This window comes from Microcoleus sp. ARI1-B5, from assembly GCF_036705795.1.
Lineage (GTDB): Bacteria > Cyanobacteriota > Cyanobacteriia > Cyanobacteriales > Microcoleaceae > Microcoleus.
On the sequence record NZ_JAUBVK010000041.1, the window covers coordinates 41,497 to 56,610 of the forward strand.

The window sequence follows — 15,114 nt, forward strand, 5'->3', positions numbered from 1 at the left end:
GATTTGACAGCCTTTTATGAAAATGGTTAGTTTAACTTTGACATCCGTCACTTATGGAAACGGTAATGAATAACAAAGCAAACTTATCAAAGCTGGGGGGGTTGGGTTATTGGTGAGGATATGAAAGTATCCTGAGTCGCGACCGGAACTGCTACAAGTTACCCAAAGGGTTAAATAACCGCTATCTGTAACCGCCAGTTGTCACCAATCCCATGTGTCACGCGGTTCAGATTTCGAGGTATCCTCCTGAATTTCTACCGTCAGAAAATTGCCGGAAAATTGCTCCCATTTCTTTTGAAATTCAACATCGCACATCATCTGATTAAAGAGTTCTCCGCAGTGACAGCTTATCCATACATCTGGCAAAGTTGGTCTTTTTGGTAATTGAGGAATTGCAACTTGGTACGCAAAATAGCTGAGTTCCCTTCGTGTTGATTCATCAAACTCTTTCCAAAGAATTAAATTTCTCTCTCTCTTTGCTTCTGAGAGAGTTTGATTTTTCTGATTTAAGTCTGAATAAGTCTGAACAGTCTGAGGAGTTTTAGAATCCTTTACGGGTAAGACTTTCAGCTTTTTAAATTCCGTATTTTCCCACCCACTCCAAAACCTTGTTCTAGGCGGGGATAACCATATTTCCCAGCCTAGAGCTTGCAAGTCTTACGACTGCGTTGCAGAGTGAGGTTAGGTATTCATAACTGGTTTTATAAATACCTAACACCCCACACCCAAAAGCTAGCTCAGCATATCCATCTATCCTGAGTCAGAGCCTGGAACCGCTAAGGTTATTAAATAGCGCCAAGCGCGTGACACATGACTTTAAATGTCCTCAGCCGGACGGGCAGGCGGCTATTTTTCCGACGGTCTTCTAAATCTTTTTCACTTCGACAAAGACTTAACAGCCCGTCGAAAAAATCCCGCTAAAGGTTTAAGGGTAAGACAAAGTGTGAGAGATTTAAGCCGACACAGCAAAGATAACTATAAAAGTTGCTAATAAAGCTGTATGGTTGAGTCTGTAATTTACCAGACACATCTATAACTTTGCTGGATAGGGCAAATTTTAGAAGCGAGCGAATTATTGCTAAGCTTGAGATACTTCAGGGTAGTCAAAGATGCTAACGGTTTAATGTCACTGATTTTATTGTCCTCAAGGTTGAGCTCAGTCAGGTTAGTCAAGGATGCTAACGGTTTAATGTCACTGATTTTATTGTCCTCAAGGTTGAGCCGAATCAGGTTAGCCAAAGATTGTAGCGGTTTGATGTCGCTGATTTGATTGTTCTCAAGGTTGAGCCGAGTCAGGTTAGCCAAAGGTTGTAGCGGTTTGATGTCGCTGATTTGATTGTTCTCAAGGTTGAGCTCAGTCAGGTTAGTCAAGGATTCTAGCGGTTTGATGTCTCTGATCTGATTGCTGTCGAGGGTGAGCCGAGTCAGGTTAGTCAAGGATGCTAGCGGTTTGATGTCCTTGATTTGATTGTTGGTGAGGGAGAGGAAAGTCAAGTTAGTCAAGGATGCTAGCGGTTTGATGTCCCCGATCGGATTGGTGTCGAGGGAGAGCCAATACAGTTTAGTCAAGGATGCTAGCGGTTTGATGTTGCTGATTTGATTGCCATCGAGGTCGAGCCGAGTCAGGTTAGTCAAGGATGCTAGCGGTTTGATGTCGCTGATTTGATTGCCATCAAGGTCGAGATCGGTCAGTTTAGTCAAGGATGCTAGCGGTTTGATGTCGCCGATTTGATTGCCATCAAGGTCGAGATCGGTCAGTTTAGTCAAGGACGCTAGCGGTTTGATATCGCTGATTTGATTGTTGGAGAGGTAGAGCGTAGTCAGGTTAGTCAAGGATGCTAGCGGTTTGATGTCCTTGATTTGATTGTTGGAGAGGTAGAGCGTAGTCAGGTTAGTCAAGGATGCTAGCGGTTTGATGTCCCTGATTGGATTGCTGTAGAGGGTGAGCGTAGTCAGGTGAGTCAAGGATGCTAGCGGTTTGATGTCGCTGATTTGATTGTTGGTGAGGGCGAGCGCAGTCAGGTGAGTCAAGGATGCTAGCGGTTTGATGTCACGGATTTGATTTTTGTAGATGTAAAGCTTAGTCAGGTTAGTCAAGGATGCTAGCGGTTTGATGTCACGGATTTGATTGCTGTCGAGAGTAAGTTCCGTGAGACTCGAAAGTTGTCGATCGGCAGCCTCGCACTCAGTAGTTCCCGCTTTCTCTAACAACACCTCAACAGTATGTTTAGTCTCAGGACTCAAAGAAGCCTTTTCGTGACACCAATCAGCAAATGTCCGTCCACTATCGCCCCGTTGTTTCTGCATGACCCATGAGAAAGGTTCATTTCCACTATTTTGCGACTGACTCGATACCACCAACATGAAAACAAGGATTAATAAAATCATAGGGAATAACCTCTGTAGATTTTTATATATTTCCCCATCTAGGACTTGAAATTGCAGAGGGTATGTCAGGATATTCATATTTTCTGATTTACAGCCTCCAACATCTCTAAAAAGCTCTAGGCGGGGAAAATGTCCTATCCTGCTCTAGCCTTCGGGTGCGGCGTGTTAGGTATTTAGGGCTTGCTGGATAAGTGCAGAAAGGTTACACGGCCTGGTTAGGTGATCGTGCGCCCAAAAAAAGTGGGCAAGATAAACAGGTAAGGCGTTGCTGATTCTGGCGTATGAATAAACTTTTCGCTTGATGTTACAAAACTCACCCTACTTGGCTTATAGCCATTCCGAAAACTTGAATTCATACTTGTATTCAGCAACGCCTCATTTTCAGGTGTACTCGCGCGAAGGAGGAGTTTATGGGCATTCAAAACGCATCGGTCAGACGGAACCTTAAATTTCTGGGTGGTTCGGCTGTTGGGTGGGCGGGACTGCTGGCAGTCTGGATTGTGGGTGGCAACTATATCGCCTCTGTGCAAGAAAAAGAAATCGAGCAGGATTTAGCAGCATTTGCCCAACGGTTTCCCAAAACAGAGCCGAATGATGCGGCGTTGAAGCTGGGGGCGTCCCTCGCTAAAGTGGGGTTCGATGGAGGGGCAAGTTTCTCTCCTGTCGATCGCTCCATCAAGTCTAGGGCTGATTTTAAGCCTTCAGAGGACGATCGAAAGGCATTTGAAGAAATCAGACAAGAATTAACTCAGTACCTAGACGCTGAGATTGCCAAACCAAACGATACCGTAAATCCACCTTCAGAGAAATTACAGCGCTATCTCGCCTCCCGGCAAACGGCTTTAGCAGAACTTCGCGAGCAAGTCTTAAATAATGTAGTACCGCACTGGGGAACAGATATTAGCGGGATTCTGGAAGGAAATATAACGGTTTTCTCACCTGATTATTTATGGCAGGCTAATTTTCAACAAGTTTTAGCTCTAGACATTCTAGAAAAATACCGTAAAGGTCAGACCCAAGCAGCAGCAGAAATGCTGGAAGTATCCTGGAAAATCAACCAGTCTTTAACAGAAAGCCCCCGCCTAATCCCTCAACTTGTGGCTTTGATTGGGACTAAATATCCAGCAGGGGTGATGCGGAAAGTCGAGATCCTTCCGGCCCAGTGGCAGCAACGCTTGCTGGAATACGATTACCGCGAATCGGTATTGACATCTGTGCAGGGGGAATATTTATTTACGTTCAAATTTTTGCAATACTTCCTTTGGAAGCACTCGTGGTCTTCGATACTAAAAGCATTAAGCCCTTATACTGATCAGGGAATGTTTTCCCTAATTCAAGGGGGGTATTTCTCAAATTTAACTTTAGAACAAAAAATCTTAGACTGGACTTTCTCTCATGTCTTGGTGTGGTTCAAGCCGGTGATCAAACCTTATTTTCGCTTTTGTGCGATTGATAATTATCAAGTCTATAAACGATCGCTTGCAGCATCTCGCCAGCAGAATGTTTGCGCTTCTGATTTAGCCCCGGCAAAGAACTCCGCGTGGTGGAATTTTATAAGTAGGACATCTACAAGTTTTTCCAGCCAAACCCGTAAAGCAGCCCAGCGTATGTTGGATTTGGAGCTGACTCAGAAAATTTTGCAAGTCAAAGCACTAGCAGCCAAAACCGGAAAATGGCCGCCATCGGTTCCCGATATGAATTCGTCTATTTGTCCGGGGGCAAAATGGCTGTATCGCGTTGCTCCCGACGGTACGATGTCGATCTCGTTTAGCGAGAAACCCAAATGGTTGGAGGAGAGATTAAAAGGCAACGGAGCGCTACCATTTACCTATAGCGACAAGACACCGCCACAGCTCAAAAACCGAGCTTCTACCCGACCAAGGCGATGATGGCACCTCCCCAACGACAGATGGTATATTTTACTCTGGGTCTACCAGTGATGGTTTCTGTAGGAACTGACTTAATGGAAACCCGACCATTCTGCAAAGCCAAAATGATTTGATTAACGTACTCGGCGGATAAGTCTAATTGAGTACCTATGTCTTCTGGGTAAAGAGGTTCTGAAGTTTTAAGCAGATTGTAGACGCTTCGGGCAGTGTACAGCCCTGACCAGGGTAAGTCGTCCCCCCAGCAATTACCCTGGCATATTGAACAATTCTTCGGTACAGATTATTATTCATTTTTTCGTTGTTGTTCCTTTGATAGGTGCTTGATAGGTGTTTAATAGGTGCTCTATTTGCAATCATGCCCCAGGATTGGGGGCATGATTTGTTAGGGCTAACGTGAATGTACTTGATAAAGTTTGGTTTCTCGTTTCACCAAGTCTACCTGCTGCTGAGTCAACAGACAGAAATCTTCAATTTGTGGATCGATCGCCACAACGAAAATTTGTCCCTGAAGGATGACGCGCTTTGGAGTAAGCATAGTTGGCTGATGAGCCTTCCGCAATTCGTCATCATCACACAAGATAGCAAGTGACGGGTCAGAATAACAGTGGTAGACTGCCTCAAAAAACGCTTCTTCCCCTGGAATCCCTACAAGCTTTTGAATTTCGGGGATTTGTGGCAGTTCAGTTGCTGCTACTTCTTGAATTCCTGTTGAGTTAATTAAAACGTAAAATCGCATCTGGACGGCTCCTGTGGTAAAAACGGTGTTGAATTAGAGAAAATCTCAACCCCACAGCGAAGCACTAAAATCTGCTTTGGGCTTGGGTTTTGGATGTGTTTGTGAACAATTTCAGAATTAGTCAAATTAGTCATTTTTCAATTTCCCGTTAGCTTCTGCGCCCCAAGAATCCCAGTTGGAGCGCTGTTCTCTAGCAAACAACTCAATCCTCGACGGTTGCGACAATTGCCCCAATTGCTCACAATTCTTCAGTTTTTCTGCGAGTTGATTTGCGATCGTCCAAAACTCTTCAGGTTTCTGAGAATGCTTACCTCTCCGGGCACGGATGATGTTGGGGATATTCGTTAGACCGTGGGCGCTAAAACTCCCTGGTTCCCCTTTGGTAGCTACCAGGAAGTGCTCAGTACAGTTTCTTCCGTAATGACCCATTCCGATGTGGGGTCTGCCATCCTTCGTGACCTTCTCCCATGTGAAGGTCGATCGATGCGTGAATCCCCATTTCTCTAAGCACCGGAAACCGAGGTATTGATGGTTGTTCGTCACCCACAACAGCACATAAGCGTGTTCGTGGGCAATGTCGTAAATCGGCATCTTCAGAATTTCTTCATCTTTCATGGATGGGTAGCTGCACCGTCCCCGGTGAGTTTTGTCGGCTTCTCTAAGAGAGAATTCCCAGGGCGGATCGAGCACAATCAGTCGATAGTCTTTTTTGGGGATTGGAGGAAGATCGGGAAGAAACTGAAGTGCGATCGACAACTTCATTTGCCCTACCCGATCGTCGGCTTTGTATTTAGCTTTGTAATTTGTCATTTTCCTGACTGATTTGTGGATTTTGATTCACTATCAAGAATTTGCAAACCTTGGATAATTAACGAAATTGCGCGTTTAACTGCATCTCCTTCGCGTAATTTCGTAGCTTGCGGGTCGCGAACGCGACATCGCTCCACCAAATTGTCTATCATTTGATAGGTTTCTTCGGGGCTAACATTAGTAGCCTTTTCAAACAATATAGACGCTAAAGTTTTTTCTGGGATACTTCCTAGAATTGTTCCCAGCCAGATTTTTGCAGCAAATTGGTCAGCAGAAAGGTTTTCTTTTTATGCTTCTCTAAATAGTAGAGTAATTTGTCTGCGAACTATTTCAAAAAATTCATTTTTTGTCATCTGTGTGCCTCTAAGTTTGTTCTCTTTTGACTTCGTTAATTGCTAATCCCTGGCTGAGAATTTGAACTTTTTTTCTAATTTTTTGATAGTTCTTTTGACGTACAGCCATAATCAAATGCTGTATGAGAGCATAATTTTCTTCTCCATTAAGATTGGTTGCTTTCTGTATCAAGATTGAGGCAATCAAAATGTAAACAGGCTCACGGGCTGCACAATTGGCTAAAATCTTAATAGCAAATTCTTGAAAACTCCATTTTTTTGCTATGGCTTCTTCAAAAATTAAGCTAACTCGATTGTGAAGATTTTGAAGTTCTAGTGGCTCAATTAGTGGCAATTTCGATTCATCATTCGTTGATTTTTCTGAGTTCATTGATTTTTCGTGATAGACGTTCTGGCAGAACGTCTGTACAGTGAGTAGTTTTGGTGATTAGTTTGGCTCATCAACAATTTCCGGTGTAGAAATTGCAGCCAGAGGACAGCCATTTACCTCGTTGTAAATGTATTTTGTGCAGTAGACTTCGGGTAAATGCGTTTCTTTCCGATTGAATTGAAAATACATTCCCCGCCAAGTTAATATCAGGGGCGGTTCTTCAATAACAACCCACTGTTTAGGCTTTGGTTCATCAATTATGTTCAGGACAACAATGTGTTTCATCTTTGAATTGTCGGATTTCTGCGTCTGTTTTTTGTTCAGTAGTTTGTTGAGTAGTTTGTTGGCACATTTCGGTTTCCTCTGAGTTTCAAGACTCAATACCCCAAAGCGAAGCATTATCAGCTTCACTTTGGCTTTAAGAATTAACACCACTTGCCAGCAACTATCACAATTTCGCCATTGTCTTCAACCTGAGATTCAATGTTAAATCCTTGAGCCTTTAGTGCTGCCAAAGTGTTTTCCCGTGCATACCAAGGCAATAGTTTTTGCATAAATATTTTTGCATCTCGCTTGGAACCATCACGGGTTAAAAACTCAAATTCTTCTGTTTCTGTCAGTTTGAAGCCAAAGTCGTAACCACCCTGATAGCTTTGTTTGCGCCGAATGACAAACTCTGCTAGTTTACTGTTGCCGAAAGGGTCGTGAATATGTGTGTTTGTTTCCAGATAGGCTCCCGCAAGAATTCCATCAAGTCCCGATTCAATCATTTCCTCAAGAACTTGTTGCAGGACGATCGGGTTCTTGATTTGAGTTCGGATGTGAGTTAAGTGTGACATCTTCTAAATTTCCTAAAAGAATAAGAGATTGACGCAGCCAGGGATTTTACATTTCATCGAAAATAAAGTTAGGAACGGTTGTTGATGACTAAGCCGTTATAAATCAACTGTACCGCCCACTGACTTTTTGCAACATTTTGTGCAAGTGTTTCTTTAGCCAGGAACCGGAGAAATGCTAGATTTTCATCTTCAATCAAACCTGTAGCCAGATTAATCATTCGCGAGGCGATCGCCACATAAGGTGCTTTCTCTTGCACTGCATTTACCCAAATCTCAAGAGCAAAAACCTCTAACGTTATTTTGTTACTGATTGCTTCTGCAAAGATTTCATTAACTTGTGCTTGGAGCGAGCGGAGTTGTTCCTCTCTTGTAGGTTTTTCCATTGTTTTTGTGTCAAAAGCCATTTGATGCTCCTGATTTGTGTAAGTGATGTAGTGCGAAAGCCTGTCCAGTATCCAGTGGGGGAGAAATGGACAGACTTTTAAGGCTTAATTTTCGTCTGGCAACAGAAGAATTTTATCTTGTAGATAAAGCTTGATTTCTGGCAATGGGAAATCGGTAAACGGTATCTGTTGAATAACTACAGGTTGGGTTTCAGCAGTGGGTTTATCTTCCCAACAGGTCAAGACAGCTTTATTTCCTGCCTTGGGCTTGATGAATTCGTGTGCCGTTCCAACATGAAGGAACCAGAGTTGAAACTCTCTCAGTCTTTGAATTATGTTAACTTTTGGCTGATGGGAGGCGATGGCATCAATCAACCAATAGCATTGAGCATTCTCAGCCAAGTATTTGACTCCATCGGTATAGCGAATCCCGAGAAAATGTTTGTAATATTGCTCCGTCCCACAAAAGTGTTTTAGATTCTGCATTCTTGGTTTCGGCATCCATCATCTTTGGCATAATCTGATTCCAAATTCAAAACATCACCCCCCCACAGCGAAGCATTACTTGACTTTTTCCTAACTTTCTCGCTGATTTCTCTAGTTTAAAAAAAGCTAGAGAAATCAAGGAATTAATTTTCATCAACTTGAAGAGGGGAAAGACGAGAATATGAATTGGATTGCGTTTGAACATCAGGGATACTGGCGGATTTAGCACCCGATCGAATTGCCCAAGTTTTGAGTTCATCAATTTGTGCCTCGGCTATTTGTGCCAGAGGAACAGAGCCGGCGATCGCTGCTATCAAATCTCGCTCGGTAAATTCAGCGCCGTTGGTAAAACCACAGACCATCGCGTCATAAACAACTTGCTCAATCTCTGCACCAGAGAAATTTTTCGATCGCTCTGCCAGCAGCTTCAAATCGAAAGATCCACAGCTTGACTCGATCGGGTCGGACGCGGGTGAGGTGAACTCGGAAAATTGCCTCCCGCTCTGTGAGGTTCGGGAGGTCTACCCAGAAAATTTCATCAATGCGTCCCTTACGAATCAACTCGGCCGGCAAAACTTCGGCACGGTTCGCGGTCATCACCACAAACACCGGAGCAGTTTTTTCTTGCATCCAGGTCAACAACGTTCCAAAGACTCGTTGGCTAGTTCCTGAATCACCGTCCATGCCTGACGTGATGTTAGCGAACGCTTTTTCCACTTCATCTAACATTAAGCAGCACGGTGCGATCGCCTCAACCAGCTTAATTACCTGTCGAATACGGTTTTCACTTTCACCGACCATGCTGCCGAACACGCGACCGACATCGAGGCGCAGCAGCGGGAGTTTCCATTCAGTGGCGATCGTCTTGGCAAGTAGCGATTTACCAGTACCCTGAATGCCGGCGAGCAGGACACCTTTGGGGTTGGGCAAACCGTATTCGCGGGCTTCGTCGGTGAAAGAGCGCGATCGAGATTTGACCCACTGTTTGAGAATTTCGAGTCCGCCAACGACTTCGAGGGATTCCTGAAGCGGAATAAATTCGAGAATCCCTGTCTCGCGGATGGTTTGGCGTTTCTCCTCAATAATCATAGTCCGTGCCGCACTATCGACTTTGCCTCGTTTACCACGAGCCAGACATTTTGCCAGGACGCGAGATATCCGGCACCGGGTCAGCCCCTGGCAAGCTTTGATAAACTGCTGCCGTTGTTCCGCATTGAGTTTGAGATCCGGGGGTTCCACCAATCGAGTGAGCAAGTTGGATATCTCCTCGATGCCTGGTAAGGAGATATCCACCACCGTCGTTTCTTGAGAGAGTTCTTGGGGAATTCTGAGTTGGTCGGAGAGAATCACCAGACAGCGACGGTCACGGGCTAATTGTTTTGCGAGGTTTTTGACTTCTCGGACGATCGCTAGTTGATTCATTGCTATCTGTCCATTTGCACCGGGGGCAATGAGCGTTCCCAAATCCTTCATGACAAACACTGTTACCTGTTCCATTGCCGGCGCTTTGCTGATGCGCTCTAGTGCTTGCATCGGATTTCCCTTGCCCGTGCCATTATCTGTCCAGCCACGTGCAAAATCCCAGAAATAGATTTGTCCCTCTACCCCTGTGACCACTTGGCACAAGATTTCTTCTGCTGGTTCTTCTTCCGGGCTTACCACCCAAAGCAAAGGAAATCTGGCCAATAACATTAGCTGAATTTCTTTCTTTTGATCTATCATGTCTTTAATCCAATTATCAATTGCTAATTACTCTCTACCCAGCACTGATTCGTACACTGATTCGTACAGTGATTTGCCGAGCTAGTACGCAATCGAGCTTTTGAGTCACCAATTTTGCTACAAGTCTTGAGCACCCACCCAAGACTTATTAGATATCTAGCAATACCCATTCTCCCTTCTAAGCTCAGTACAGTAACAGCAACTGTTACTGAGCTTTTCGTTTCTGTTTCGTTTCTGTTTCGTTTCTGTTTCTGTTACTCATTTAGCCAAAGCAACTTTTTGCTTTTTGTTTCTGGGAACAGGTTCAGAGGGCTTAGCTGGAGGTTCAACAGGCTCAGAGTTAACAGGGTCAGAGTCAAAGCCAGAATCAGACTCAGAATCAGAGTCAGAATCAGAGTCAGAGCCAGAGTCAGAGTTTACGGGTTGTAAAAGAGGGTCAACCAAGTCTGAAACTGCTTCAGGGAGTAGTTCTGGAAGTATTTCAGGAAGTAATTCTGCTCTATATTCAGCTTGAGAGACGGGAGTTTTAGCAAGAGCAGCTTTCAAGATTTCAATTTCTCTGAGAGCTTCAGACAAATCAGCATGGAGTGTTTCATTTTCCATCATGAGCTGAGCATCAGTAACTAGCTCATCATCTGAATCATCTAAAACTCGATCGACTTGTAAAGCGCCACTAACTTTCTGTTGACTTTGCAGATTAGTGATGGTGCTCGAAGCATCTTTGAGTTGCGCTCGAAGTTGTTCTATTTGAGATTCAAGGACTTGTTTCTCTCCAACTTGTGCTTGGAGAGTTTGGATTTGGGAATGAACACTAGAAACTTCACGTTCCCGTGCTTCGATTCTTCCTGTGAGTTGTGAAATTTCAGAGATTCGATCGCGCGACGCAGTTTCACTGACAGCAACTTCCGCCAAACGCTTTTCAGAAATTGCCAATTTAGCTTCCAATTCGTTACGTTCGGCTTGCAGCAAATCCAACTGCGAGCGAAATTGTTCGGAATCTGCTAGCTGCTGTTTGTTGAGGTTCATGTAAGCTTCTTTAAGCTCGACCCGCTGCCGATCGTACTCTGACTTGTAAAATTTGATTTCCAGTAGCAACTGGGGAAAATCTTTGAGCTGTTGTCGCATCACTTCATTTTCATTCGCCAAGGATTTCATTCGATCGCCCGACACGCTAGTATCAGGTTTCTGATAAGCCAGCCGATAACCGGCGATCGCCATTTGCCGAGAAACTGCTAAATATTCTTCGGGAATTTCGCTCTCCTCCAGCAATCCATCGTCAGCGGTTTCGATTAATGCTGATGCCAAATCCTTCTCCGATCGAGCCCTCACCGATGACAGATTGTCGGCCCGCCACTCTTTGAGCAGCTTGCAGATAATATCCGTGCTGCCTCCGATGCCGTAGATTTCCTTGAGGGCTGCGTTAACACTGCGAACTGCAATCCCAATTCGGTTTTTCTGAAGCACCGCGCAAGCAAAATCTACCATGGAGCGGGTGATGCCTGCATATTGATGGGTGCGATCGAACTCAAATCCTGTCAAATCCAAAGTCTGAAACGTTGTCGGTAGTTTAGCCATTTTTAGTTCCTGGTAAGAGCGTATTTTCCGGTTCTTGCTTCCTCAACTGCATCCAGCGAATCCAAAGCCATTTCCTTCAAGAAATTCTCAATTGTTCCGTAACCGCTGTCGAGCGCGATGTATTTCAGTTCTTTCCAAAGAACGGCATCTAAAGTGATCGAGCGCCTAACTTTTCTGTGTTTCAATTTCTCTGCACTTGCAGCATTTTTTGACTGTTTCATAATCCTTATATGTATGTGTACGTGTCACGGTTTGGTCGTGACACATACTGTGCATTTGTGCGCGTTAGTTGTCTCCTTGTGCTTTTGGGTAAAAAGTCCAGAACTGTGTTGGTAGCACTTAATGTTCAGTCTTTCAAGCCAAGATTCTCTAGGAAGTTTTCGAGGGAGTCAAAACCTAACTTGGTTGCTAAGTTTTCCAATCTTTTCCAAGATTCTAGAGACAGGGTTAGAAATCTTTTCAAAGTCAGCTTTGAGGCGACTTCGGAATCAAACTCGGCTTCTATAAGCTGGAAACTGCGTTCTAACAAACGGGTATAACGCACTAAATTCATAGGAGGCTTGTAAAAATCGATTAGGATAATCTCGTAGGCGCGAGCTAAAGTCTTGTTCGTCAACAAAAAATAAGCAACCCTGAAGCTAGAATATTCTAGCTTCAGCGACAGCAAACGATGATTTCGATCGGTTAACCGAGTTCTTATTGAACCAGAATAACCTATGTACTGAAGCACATTATTTGAGTCAATAACAAAGTAGACACCGCATTCGTTAGGCAAATTTGCTCGAGCGTGAAAAGGTGCTGACGGAAGTTTCAGAAAATCTACTATTGGCGAATTTTGACAAAAAAATTCCGCACTTTCTGATGAAGCAATGTTCTGTTTGACCATTTTTTAAAGCCCTAAAGCTTGAATGAAATAAACCAACACCACAGCCCTAGCAGATCGTTAATTACTGAGGCTGCTAGTTCTCAGGGTTTTGGGCTGCGGTGTTTTGGCTATAATTTAGTTTACTATTTGATTGACAAATTGTCAATCAAATAACGCTTGAGTAGCTGTAGGTTGGGTTGAACGAAGAGAAACCCAACAGCCAACAATCACAAAAAAGCTGTTGGGTTTCGTTCCTCAACCCAACCTACATTTATTTTATTGCCCAAATAACTACCGAGAAACTAGCCTGTTACCCTCAAAAGCTTCTATGAGTACATCTATGTCACATTGATATACCTCCATCATCCGCTTGATCTTAGAAGGTGGAATATGGGGAACCTTACCAGTTTCCCAGTTACTAAGAGTTGCTTCACGAATACCCAAAAGCTCCGCTACCTGTTTTTGGGTTAAACCCAATTTTTTACGAAGATCCACGGGATTTAAAGTCATGGCTGATTCTATCAATACAAGAATTACGCTACAGCTCTAGAAATAGCTGACTGAGAAGCTTTAGCCAATTCATTCAAAGAACACTGCAATATGGTGCAAACAGCAAGAGTTTCTTCAGGAGTAAATCTGGGTTTATGTCTTCCTGTTTCCCAATCAGAAATACTTTTTTTTGTTACTTTTCGGTAACTTCCTAAAGCTTTAAACTCGCTACTTAATTGCGCTGCCAAATCTTCTTGGGTCAACCCGGTGCGTGAACGTAAAGTCATAAAACTGATTTCAGTTTGATTTTGTTTTGTGTGTGTCATTAGAACCAGATTTGAAGCTTAGCGAATCTAAGTGGTGGATTTCGTCACTGGAAATTCTAGGCATTTTATTCACAGGGATACCTGTTATTTCAGCCATAGCGTCCCACTGTACAAGACTTAAGGCTAGCTTGAACCAGCCCTTTTTTCCAGCTCTTACACATCTTCTAAAAGTATTTGCAGATACTTGGTCGCCGGATCTCAAAGTAATTAAGGCTGCAAATTCTTCCCAAGAATTGCACCCATGTATATTTTTTGCTCTTTCTAGTAATTCAAGCAATGGCGAGTTGCCTCCTTGACTTTTTTGTTGGTTAACCATAGGATACTATTTGTCTGACAAATTGTCAATTAATTTGATAAAGAACATAGCGATCGGGCTTGAATTGAGCCTCAGCCCGATCGCCAACACTATTCTCGCAGCCTTCTCAGCAAATTCACCCAGATCGGAATCCCGAACGCAAAACCGCTATTTGCAGCCTCCAGTTTCTGCATAAGTACAGTTTTCCTGCGCCTCAAGCGCAGGAAAACCAAGCGGATTCCCATCGCCGAATTGCTGCAACTAGCGAGAAACCGTGACAAAAAACCCAGTACGGAGTCTTAGAAGTGACAAAAAATGGATGGTGCCGCACCAACTATCACAGCGACGGCAAGCGACGCTTCGGCAAGCTGACAAACCGACTTTGTAACGAATGCCACTTCTCTGGAGAGATCGGCACTTGCGGGAAAGCCCTCGACAAAATTACCGGTTTGCAAGAAAAAATCAACGATTTGGAAGAAGAGCGCGATCGGCTGTGCGCTGAAATCGATCGCCTGCGATCGAAACTGCAAACTCTAATCAAATCGTTAAGGGAATCTGAAAAAGCTTCGGTTAACACCAAAGAATTAGTAAAAAAATGAACACATACCCGATCGACCGCGAATCCGCTTTGCGCCACCTGGAATACTTAGGCTACAAACCGGGCGACAGCGTTTACCTCAGATTTTTCTACCACAGCAGCGACCCCCGCAAAAATGGCGACGGCGGGCGCAAAGAAAATACGCTCAACTGGCAGCAAATTGAAAAACACCAATCAGACGGGCGCGGAGTCTACGTCGTAGTCAACGGTGCCGGCGGGGGACACACCGACGCTGACATTAAACAGTGCTGCGCCATCTTTTGCGAGTGGGACGATATCCCGCTCGCCGAGCAATTCGAGAAATGGAGCGAGCTGGGGTTTGTCGAACCCACTTTTACCATTTATAGCGGTGATAAATCCATGCAGCCGTACTGGATTTTCGACGAGCCGATCGCCCCGGAACAGTGGCGGGAACTGCAACAGCTTCTGATTGCGGTGATGGGGGCGGACAAGAGCAACAAAAATCCCAGCCGAGTATTTCGCCTTGCTGGCGGATGGCACGTCAAGCCCGTAGCTTGCGGGCGCGTAGCGCATCGCGAACCAGCTAAAACTGAAATTGTCGGGGATTCGGGAATTCGGTACAGCTACGTTGATTTGCGCGATAGATTACTGGTAGTTCTTGAAGCACAAGTAACAACTGCAAGAGAACAAATGGCGGTTGCAGAAAAAGTTATCGATCGTGAGTCAGTTCCAAATACTGCGCCACAAGCTCTCGTTCCGGCGCCACAAGCTCTCGTTCCGGCGCCACAAGCTCCACCCCAAGATTCAGAAGAAGAAAAACCCTTCGACTACACTCAGGGCGAACCTCTCAAATACAAAGAAATCACCGTGCCAGTACCGATCGCCATATCTCTAGAGTGTGCCTTGGGCAAATCCAAAGAATTTCTCAGTGGCGTGGCGACCCTGAGAAATATAGGACTTACGCATTGACAAATCAGCCCAAATATGCGTCAATTGCTAAAATTACGGGATTTTTTTGTCAGAGCCAGT

General features: G+C 44.4%; 20 protein-coding genes. 3 read left to right on the forward strand and 17 right to left on the reverse strand.

Going from position 1 to position 15,114, the window contains the following annotated elements; all coding sequences use genetic code 11:
* Window positions 1–201: 201 nt before the first annotated feature.
* Entirely contained in the window at window positions 202–654 is a 453-nt protein-coding gene (locus QUB63_RS31960) for a hypothetical protein (RefSeq protein WP_332949396.1), read from the reverse strand.
* A 363-nt stretch (window positions 655–1,017) separates the two neighbouring features.
* A complete protein-coding gene (locus QUB63_RS31965) occupies window positions 1,018–2,388 on the reverse strand; it encodes a leucine-rich repeat domain-containing protein (protein ID WP_332949397.1) in 1,371 nt (456 codons plus the stop codon).
* A gap of 410 nt (window positions 2,389–2,798) precedes the next feature.
* Between QUB63_RS31965 and QUB63_RS31970 the strand changes: the two genes are divergently transcribed.
* Window positions 2,799–4,277: a hypothetical protein gene (locus QUB63_RS31970; protein WP_332949398.1), complete on the forward strand. Its 1,479-nt coding sequence runs from the start codon at window positions 2,799–2,801 to the stop codon at window positions 4,275–4,277.
* A gap of 388 nt (window positions 4,278–4,665) precedes the next feature.
* Here the strand turns inward: QUB63_RS31970 and QUB63_RS31975 are convergent, their stop codons facing one another.
* The 15 genes from QUB63_RS31975 to QUB63_RS32040 all read right to left on the reverse strand — a co-directional run bounded on the left by QUB63_RS31975 (window position 4,666) and on the right by QUB63_RS32040 (window position 13,547).
* On the reverse strand, window positions 4,666–5,013 hold the full coding sequence (locus QUB63_RS31975) for a hypothetical protein (RefSeq protein WP_332949399.1): 348 nt from the start codon (window positions 5,011–5,013) through the stop codon (window positions 4,666–4,668).
* A 126-nt stretch (window positions 5,014–5,139) separates the two neighbouring features.
* Window positions 5,140–5,823, reverse strand: coding sequence for an MT-A70 family methyltransferase (locus tag QUB63_RS31980; RefSeq protein ID WP_332949400.1), 684 nt, complete (start codon window positions 5,821–5,823; stop codon window positions 5,140–5,142).
* 363 nt (window positions 5,824–6,186) lie between these two features.
* Window positions 6,187–6,546, reverse strand: coding sequence for a hypothetical protein (locus tag QUB63_RS31985; RefSeq protein WP_332949401.1), 360 nt, complete (start codon window positions 6,544–6,546; stop codon window positions 6,187–6,189).
* Between the two features lie 57 nt (window positions 6,547–6,603).
* Window positions 6,604–6,831 carry a hypothetical protein gene (locus tag QUB63_RS31990; RefSeq protein WP_332949402.1) on the reverse strand — a complete coding sequence of 76 codons (228 nt, stop codon included), beginning with the start codon at window positions 6,829–6,831 and terminating at the stop codon, window positions 6,604–6,606.
* 140 nt (window positions 6,832–6,971) lie between these two features.
* Window positions 6,972–7,385 carry a DUF1257 domain-containing protein gene (locus QUB63_RS31995; RefSeq protein ID WP_332949403.1) on the reverse strand — a complete coding sequence of 138 codons (414 nt, stop codon included), beginning with the start codon at window positions 7,383–7,385 and terminating at the stop codon, window positions 6,972–6,974.
* Window positions 7,386–7,453: 68 nt separating this feature from the next.
* Window positions 7,454–7,789 (reverse strand): hypothetical protein, encoded by a 336-nt coding sequence (locus QUB63_RS32000; protein ID WP_332949404.1) that lies wholly within the window; start codon window positions 7,787–7,789, stop codon window positions 7,454–7,456.
* 84 nt (window positions 7,790–7,873) lie between these two features.
* The gene (locus tag QUB63_RS32005) at window positions 7,874–8,254 is read right to left on the reverse strand and encodes a DUF6876 family protein (RefSeq protein ID WP_332949405.1); all 381 of its coding nucleotides are present in this window, start codon (window positions 8,252–8,254) and stop codon (window positions 7,874–7,876) included.
* Window positions 8,255–8,397: 143 nt separating this feature from the next.
* The gene (locus QUB63_RS32010) at window positions 8,398–8,685 is read right to left on the reverse strand and encodes a hypothetical protein (protein WP_332949406.1); all 288 of its coding nucleotides are present in this window, start codon (window positions 8,683–8,685) and stop codon (window positions 8,398–8,400) included.
* Window positions 8,636–9,976 carry an AAA family ATPase gene (locus QUB63_RS32015; protein WP_332949407.1) on the reverse strand — a complete coding sequence of 447 codons (1,341 nt, stop codon included), beginning with the start codon at window positions 9,974–9,976 and terminating at the stop codon, window positions 8,636–8,638. Before QUB63_RS32015 ends, QUB63_RS32010 begins: the two co-directional genes overlap by 50 nt.
* 258 nt (window positions 9,977–10,234) lie before the next feature.
* Window positions 10,235–11,551 carry a hypothetical protein gene (locus tag QUB63_RS32020; RefSeq protein WP_332949408.1) on the reverse strand — a complete coding sequence of 439 codons (1,317 nt, stop codon included), beginning with the start codon at window positions 11,549–11,551 and terminating at the stop codon, window positions 10,235–10,237.
* Window positions 11,552–11,553: 2 nt separating this feature from the next.
* A complete protein-coding gene (locus tag QUB63_RS32025) occupies window positions 11,554–11,772 on the reverse strand; it encodes a hypothetical protein (protein WP_332949409.1) in 219 nt (72 codons plus the stop codon).
* A gap of 125 nt (window positions 11,773–11,897) precedes the next feature.
* Window positions 11,898–12,437: a hypothetical protein gene (locus QUB63_RS32030; RefSeq protein ID WP_332949410.1), complete on the reverse strand. Its 540-nt coding sequence runs from the start codon at window positions 12,435–12,437 to the stop codon at window positions 11,898–11,900.
* A 270-nt stretch (window positions 12,438–12,707) separates the two neighbouring features.
* A complete protein-coding gene (locus QUB63_RS35230; protein WP_332950700.1) occupies window positions 12,708–12,926 on the reverse strand; it encodes a helix-turn-helix domain-containing protein in 219 nt (72 codons plus the stop codon).
* Window positions 12,927–12,949: 23 nt separating this feature from the next.
* On the reverse strand, window positions 12,950–13,192 hold the full coding sequence (locus QUB63_RS32035) for a helix-turn-helix transcriptional regulator (RefSeq protein ID WP_332949412.1): 243 nt from the start codon (window positions 13,190–13,192) through the stop codon (window positions 12,950–12,952).
* A gap of 10 nt (window positions 13,193–13,202) precedes the next feature.
* The gene (locus QUB63_RS32040; RefSeq protein ID WP_332949413.1) at window positions 13,203–13,547 is read right to left on the reverse strand and encodes a hypothetical protein; all 345 of its coding nucleotides are present in this window, start codon (window positions 13,545–13,547) and stop codon (window positions 13,203–13,205) included.
* Between the two features lie 284 nt (window positions 13,548–13,831).
* On the opposite strand from QUB63_RS32040, the gene QUB63_RS32045 reads away from it, so the two are divergent.
* Window positions 13,832–14,125, forward strand: a complete 294-nt coding sequence (locus tag QUB63_RS32045) for a hypothetical protein (RefSeq protein ID WP_332949415.1) — start codon at window positions 13,832–13,834, stop codon at window positions 14,123–14,125.
* Window positions 14,122–15,054, forward strand: coding sequence for a hypothetical protein (locus QUB63_RS32050; protein WP_332949416.1), 933 nt, complete (start codon window positions 14,122–14,124; stop codon window positions 15,052–15,054). Before QUB63_RS32045 ends, QUB63_RS32050 begins: the two co-directional genes overlap by 4 nt.
* Window positions 15,055–15,114 lie beyond the last annotated feature (60 nt).

Excerpts from the sequence above, each read along its gene's own strand:
- QUB63_RS31965 (WP_332949397.1), bottom strand. The coding sequence starts at position 2,388 with ATGATTTTATTAATCCTTGTTTTCATGTTGGTGGTATCGAGTCAGTCG.
- QUB63_RS31970 (WP_332949398.1), top strand. The coding sequence starts at position 2,799 with ATGGGCATTCAAAACGCATCGGTCAGACGGAACCTTAAATTTCTGGGT.
- QUB63_RS31975 (WP_332949399.1), bottom strand. The coding sequence starts at position 5,013 with ATGCGATTTTACGTTTTAATTAACTCAACAGGAATTCAAGAAGTAGCA.
- QUB63_RS31980 (WP_332949400.1), bottom strand. The coding sequence starts at position 5,823 with ATGACAAATTACAAAGCTAAATACAAAGCCGACGATCGGGTAGGGCAA.
- QUB63_RS31985 (WP_332949401.1), bottom strand. The coding sequence starts at position 6,546 with ATGAACTCAGAAAAATCAACGAATGATGAATCGAAATTGCCACTAATT.
- QUB63_RS31990 (WP_332949402.1), bottom strand. The coding sequence starts at position 6,831 with ATGAAACACATTGTTGTCCTGAACATAATTGATGAACCAAAGCCTAAA.
- QUB63_RS31995 (WP_332949403.1), bottom strand. The coding sequence starts at position 7,385 with ATGTCACACTTAACTCACATCCGAACTCAAATCAAGAACCCGATCGTC.
- QUB63_RS32000 (WP_332949404.1), bottom strand. The coding sequence starts at position 7,789 with ATGGCTTTTGACACAAAAACAATGGAAAAACCTACAAGAGAGGAACAA.
- QUB63_RS32005 (WP_332949405.1), bottom strand. The coding sequence starts at position 8,254 with ATGCAGAATCTAAAACACTTTTGTGGGACGGAGCAATATTACAAACAT.
- QUB63_RS32015 (WP_332949407.1), bottom strand. The coding sequence starts at position 9,976 with ATGATAGATCAAAAGAAAGAAATTCAGCTAATGTTATTGGCCAGATTT.
- QUB63_RS32020 (WP_332949408.1), bottom strand. The coding sequence starts at position 11,551 with ATGGCTAAACTACCGACAACGTTTCAGACTTTGGATTTGACAGGATTT.
- QUB63_RS32025 (WP_332949409.1), bottom strand. The coding sequence starts at position 11,772 with ATGAAACAGTCAAAAAATGCTGCAAGTGCAGAGAAATTGAAACACAGA.
- QUB63_RS32030 (WP_332949410.1), bottom strand. The coding sequence starts at position 12,437 with ATGGTCAAACAGAACATTGCTTCATCAGAAAGTGCGGAATTTTTTTGT.
- QUB63_RS35230 (WP_332950700.1), bottom strand. The coding sequence starts at position 12,926 with ATGACTTTAAATCCCGTGGATCTTCGTAAAAAATTGGGTTTAACCCAA.
- QUB63_RS32035 (WP_332949412.1), bottom strand. The coding sequence starts at position 13,192 with ATGACTTTACGTTCACGCACCGGGTTGACCCAAGAAGATTTGGCAGCG.
- QUB63_RS32040 (WP_332949413.1), bottom strand. The coding sequence starts at position 13,547 with ATGGTTAACCAACAAAAAAGTCAAGGAGGCAACTCGCCATTGCTTGAA.
- QUB63_RS32050 (WP_332949416.1), top strand. The coding sequence starts at position 14,122 with ATGAACACATACCCGATCGACCGCGAATCCGCTTTGCGCCACCTGGAA.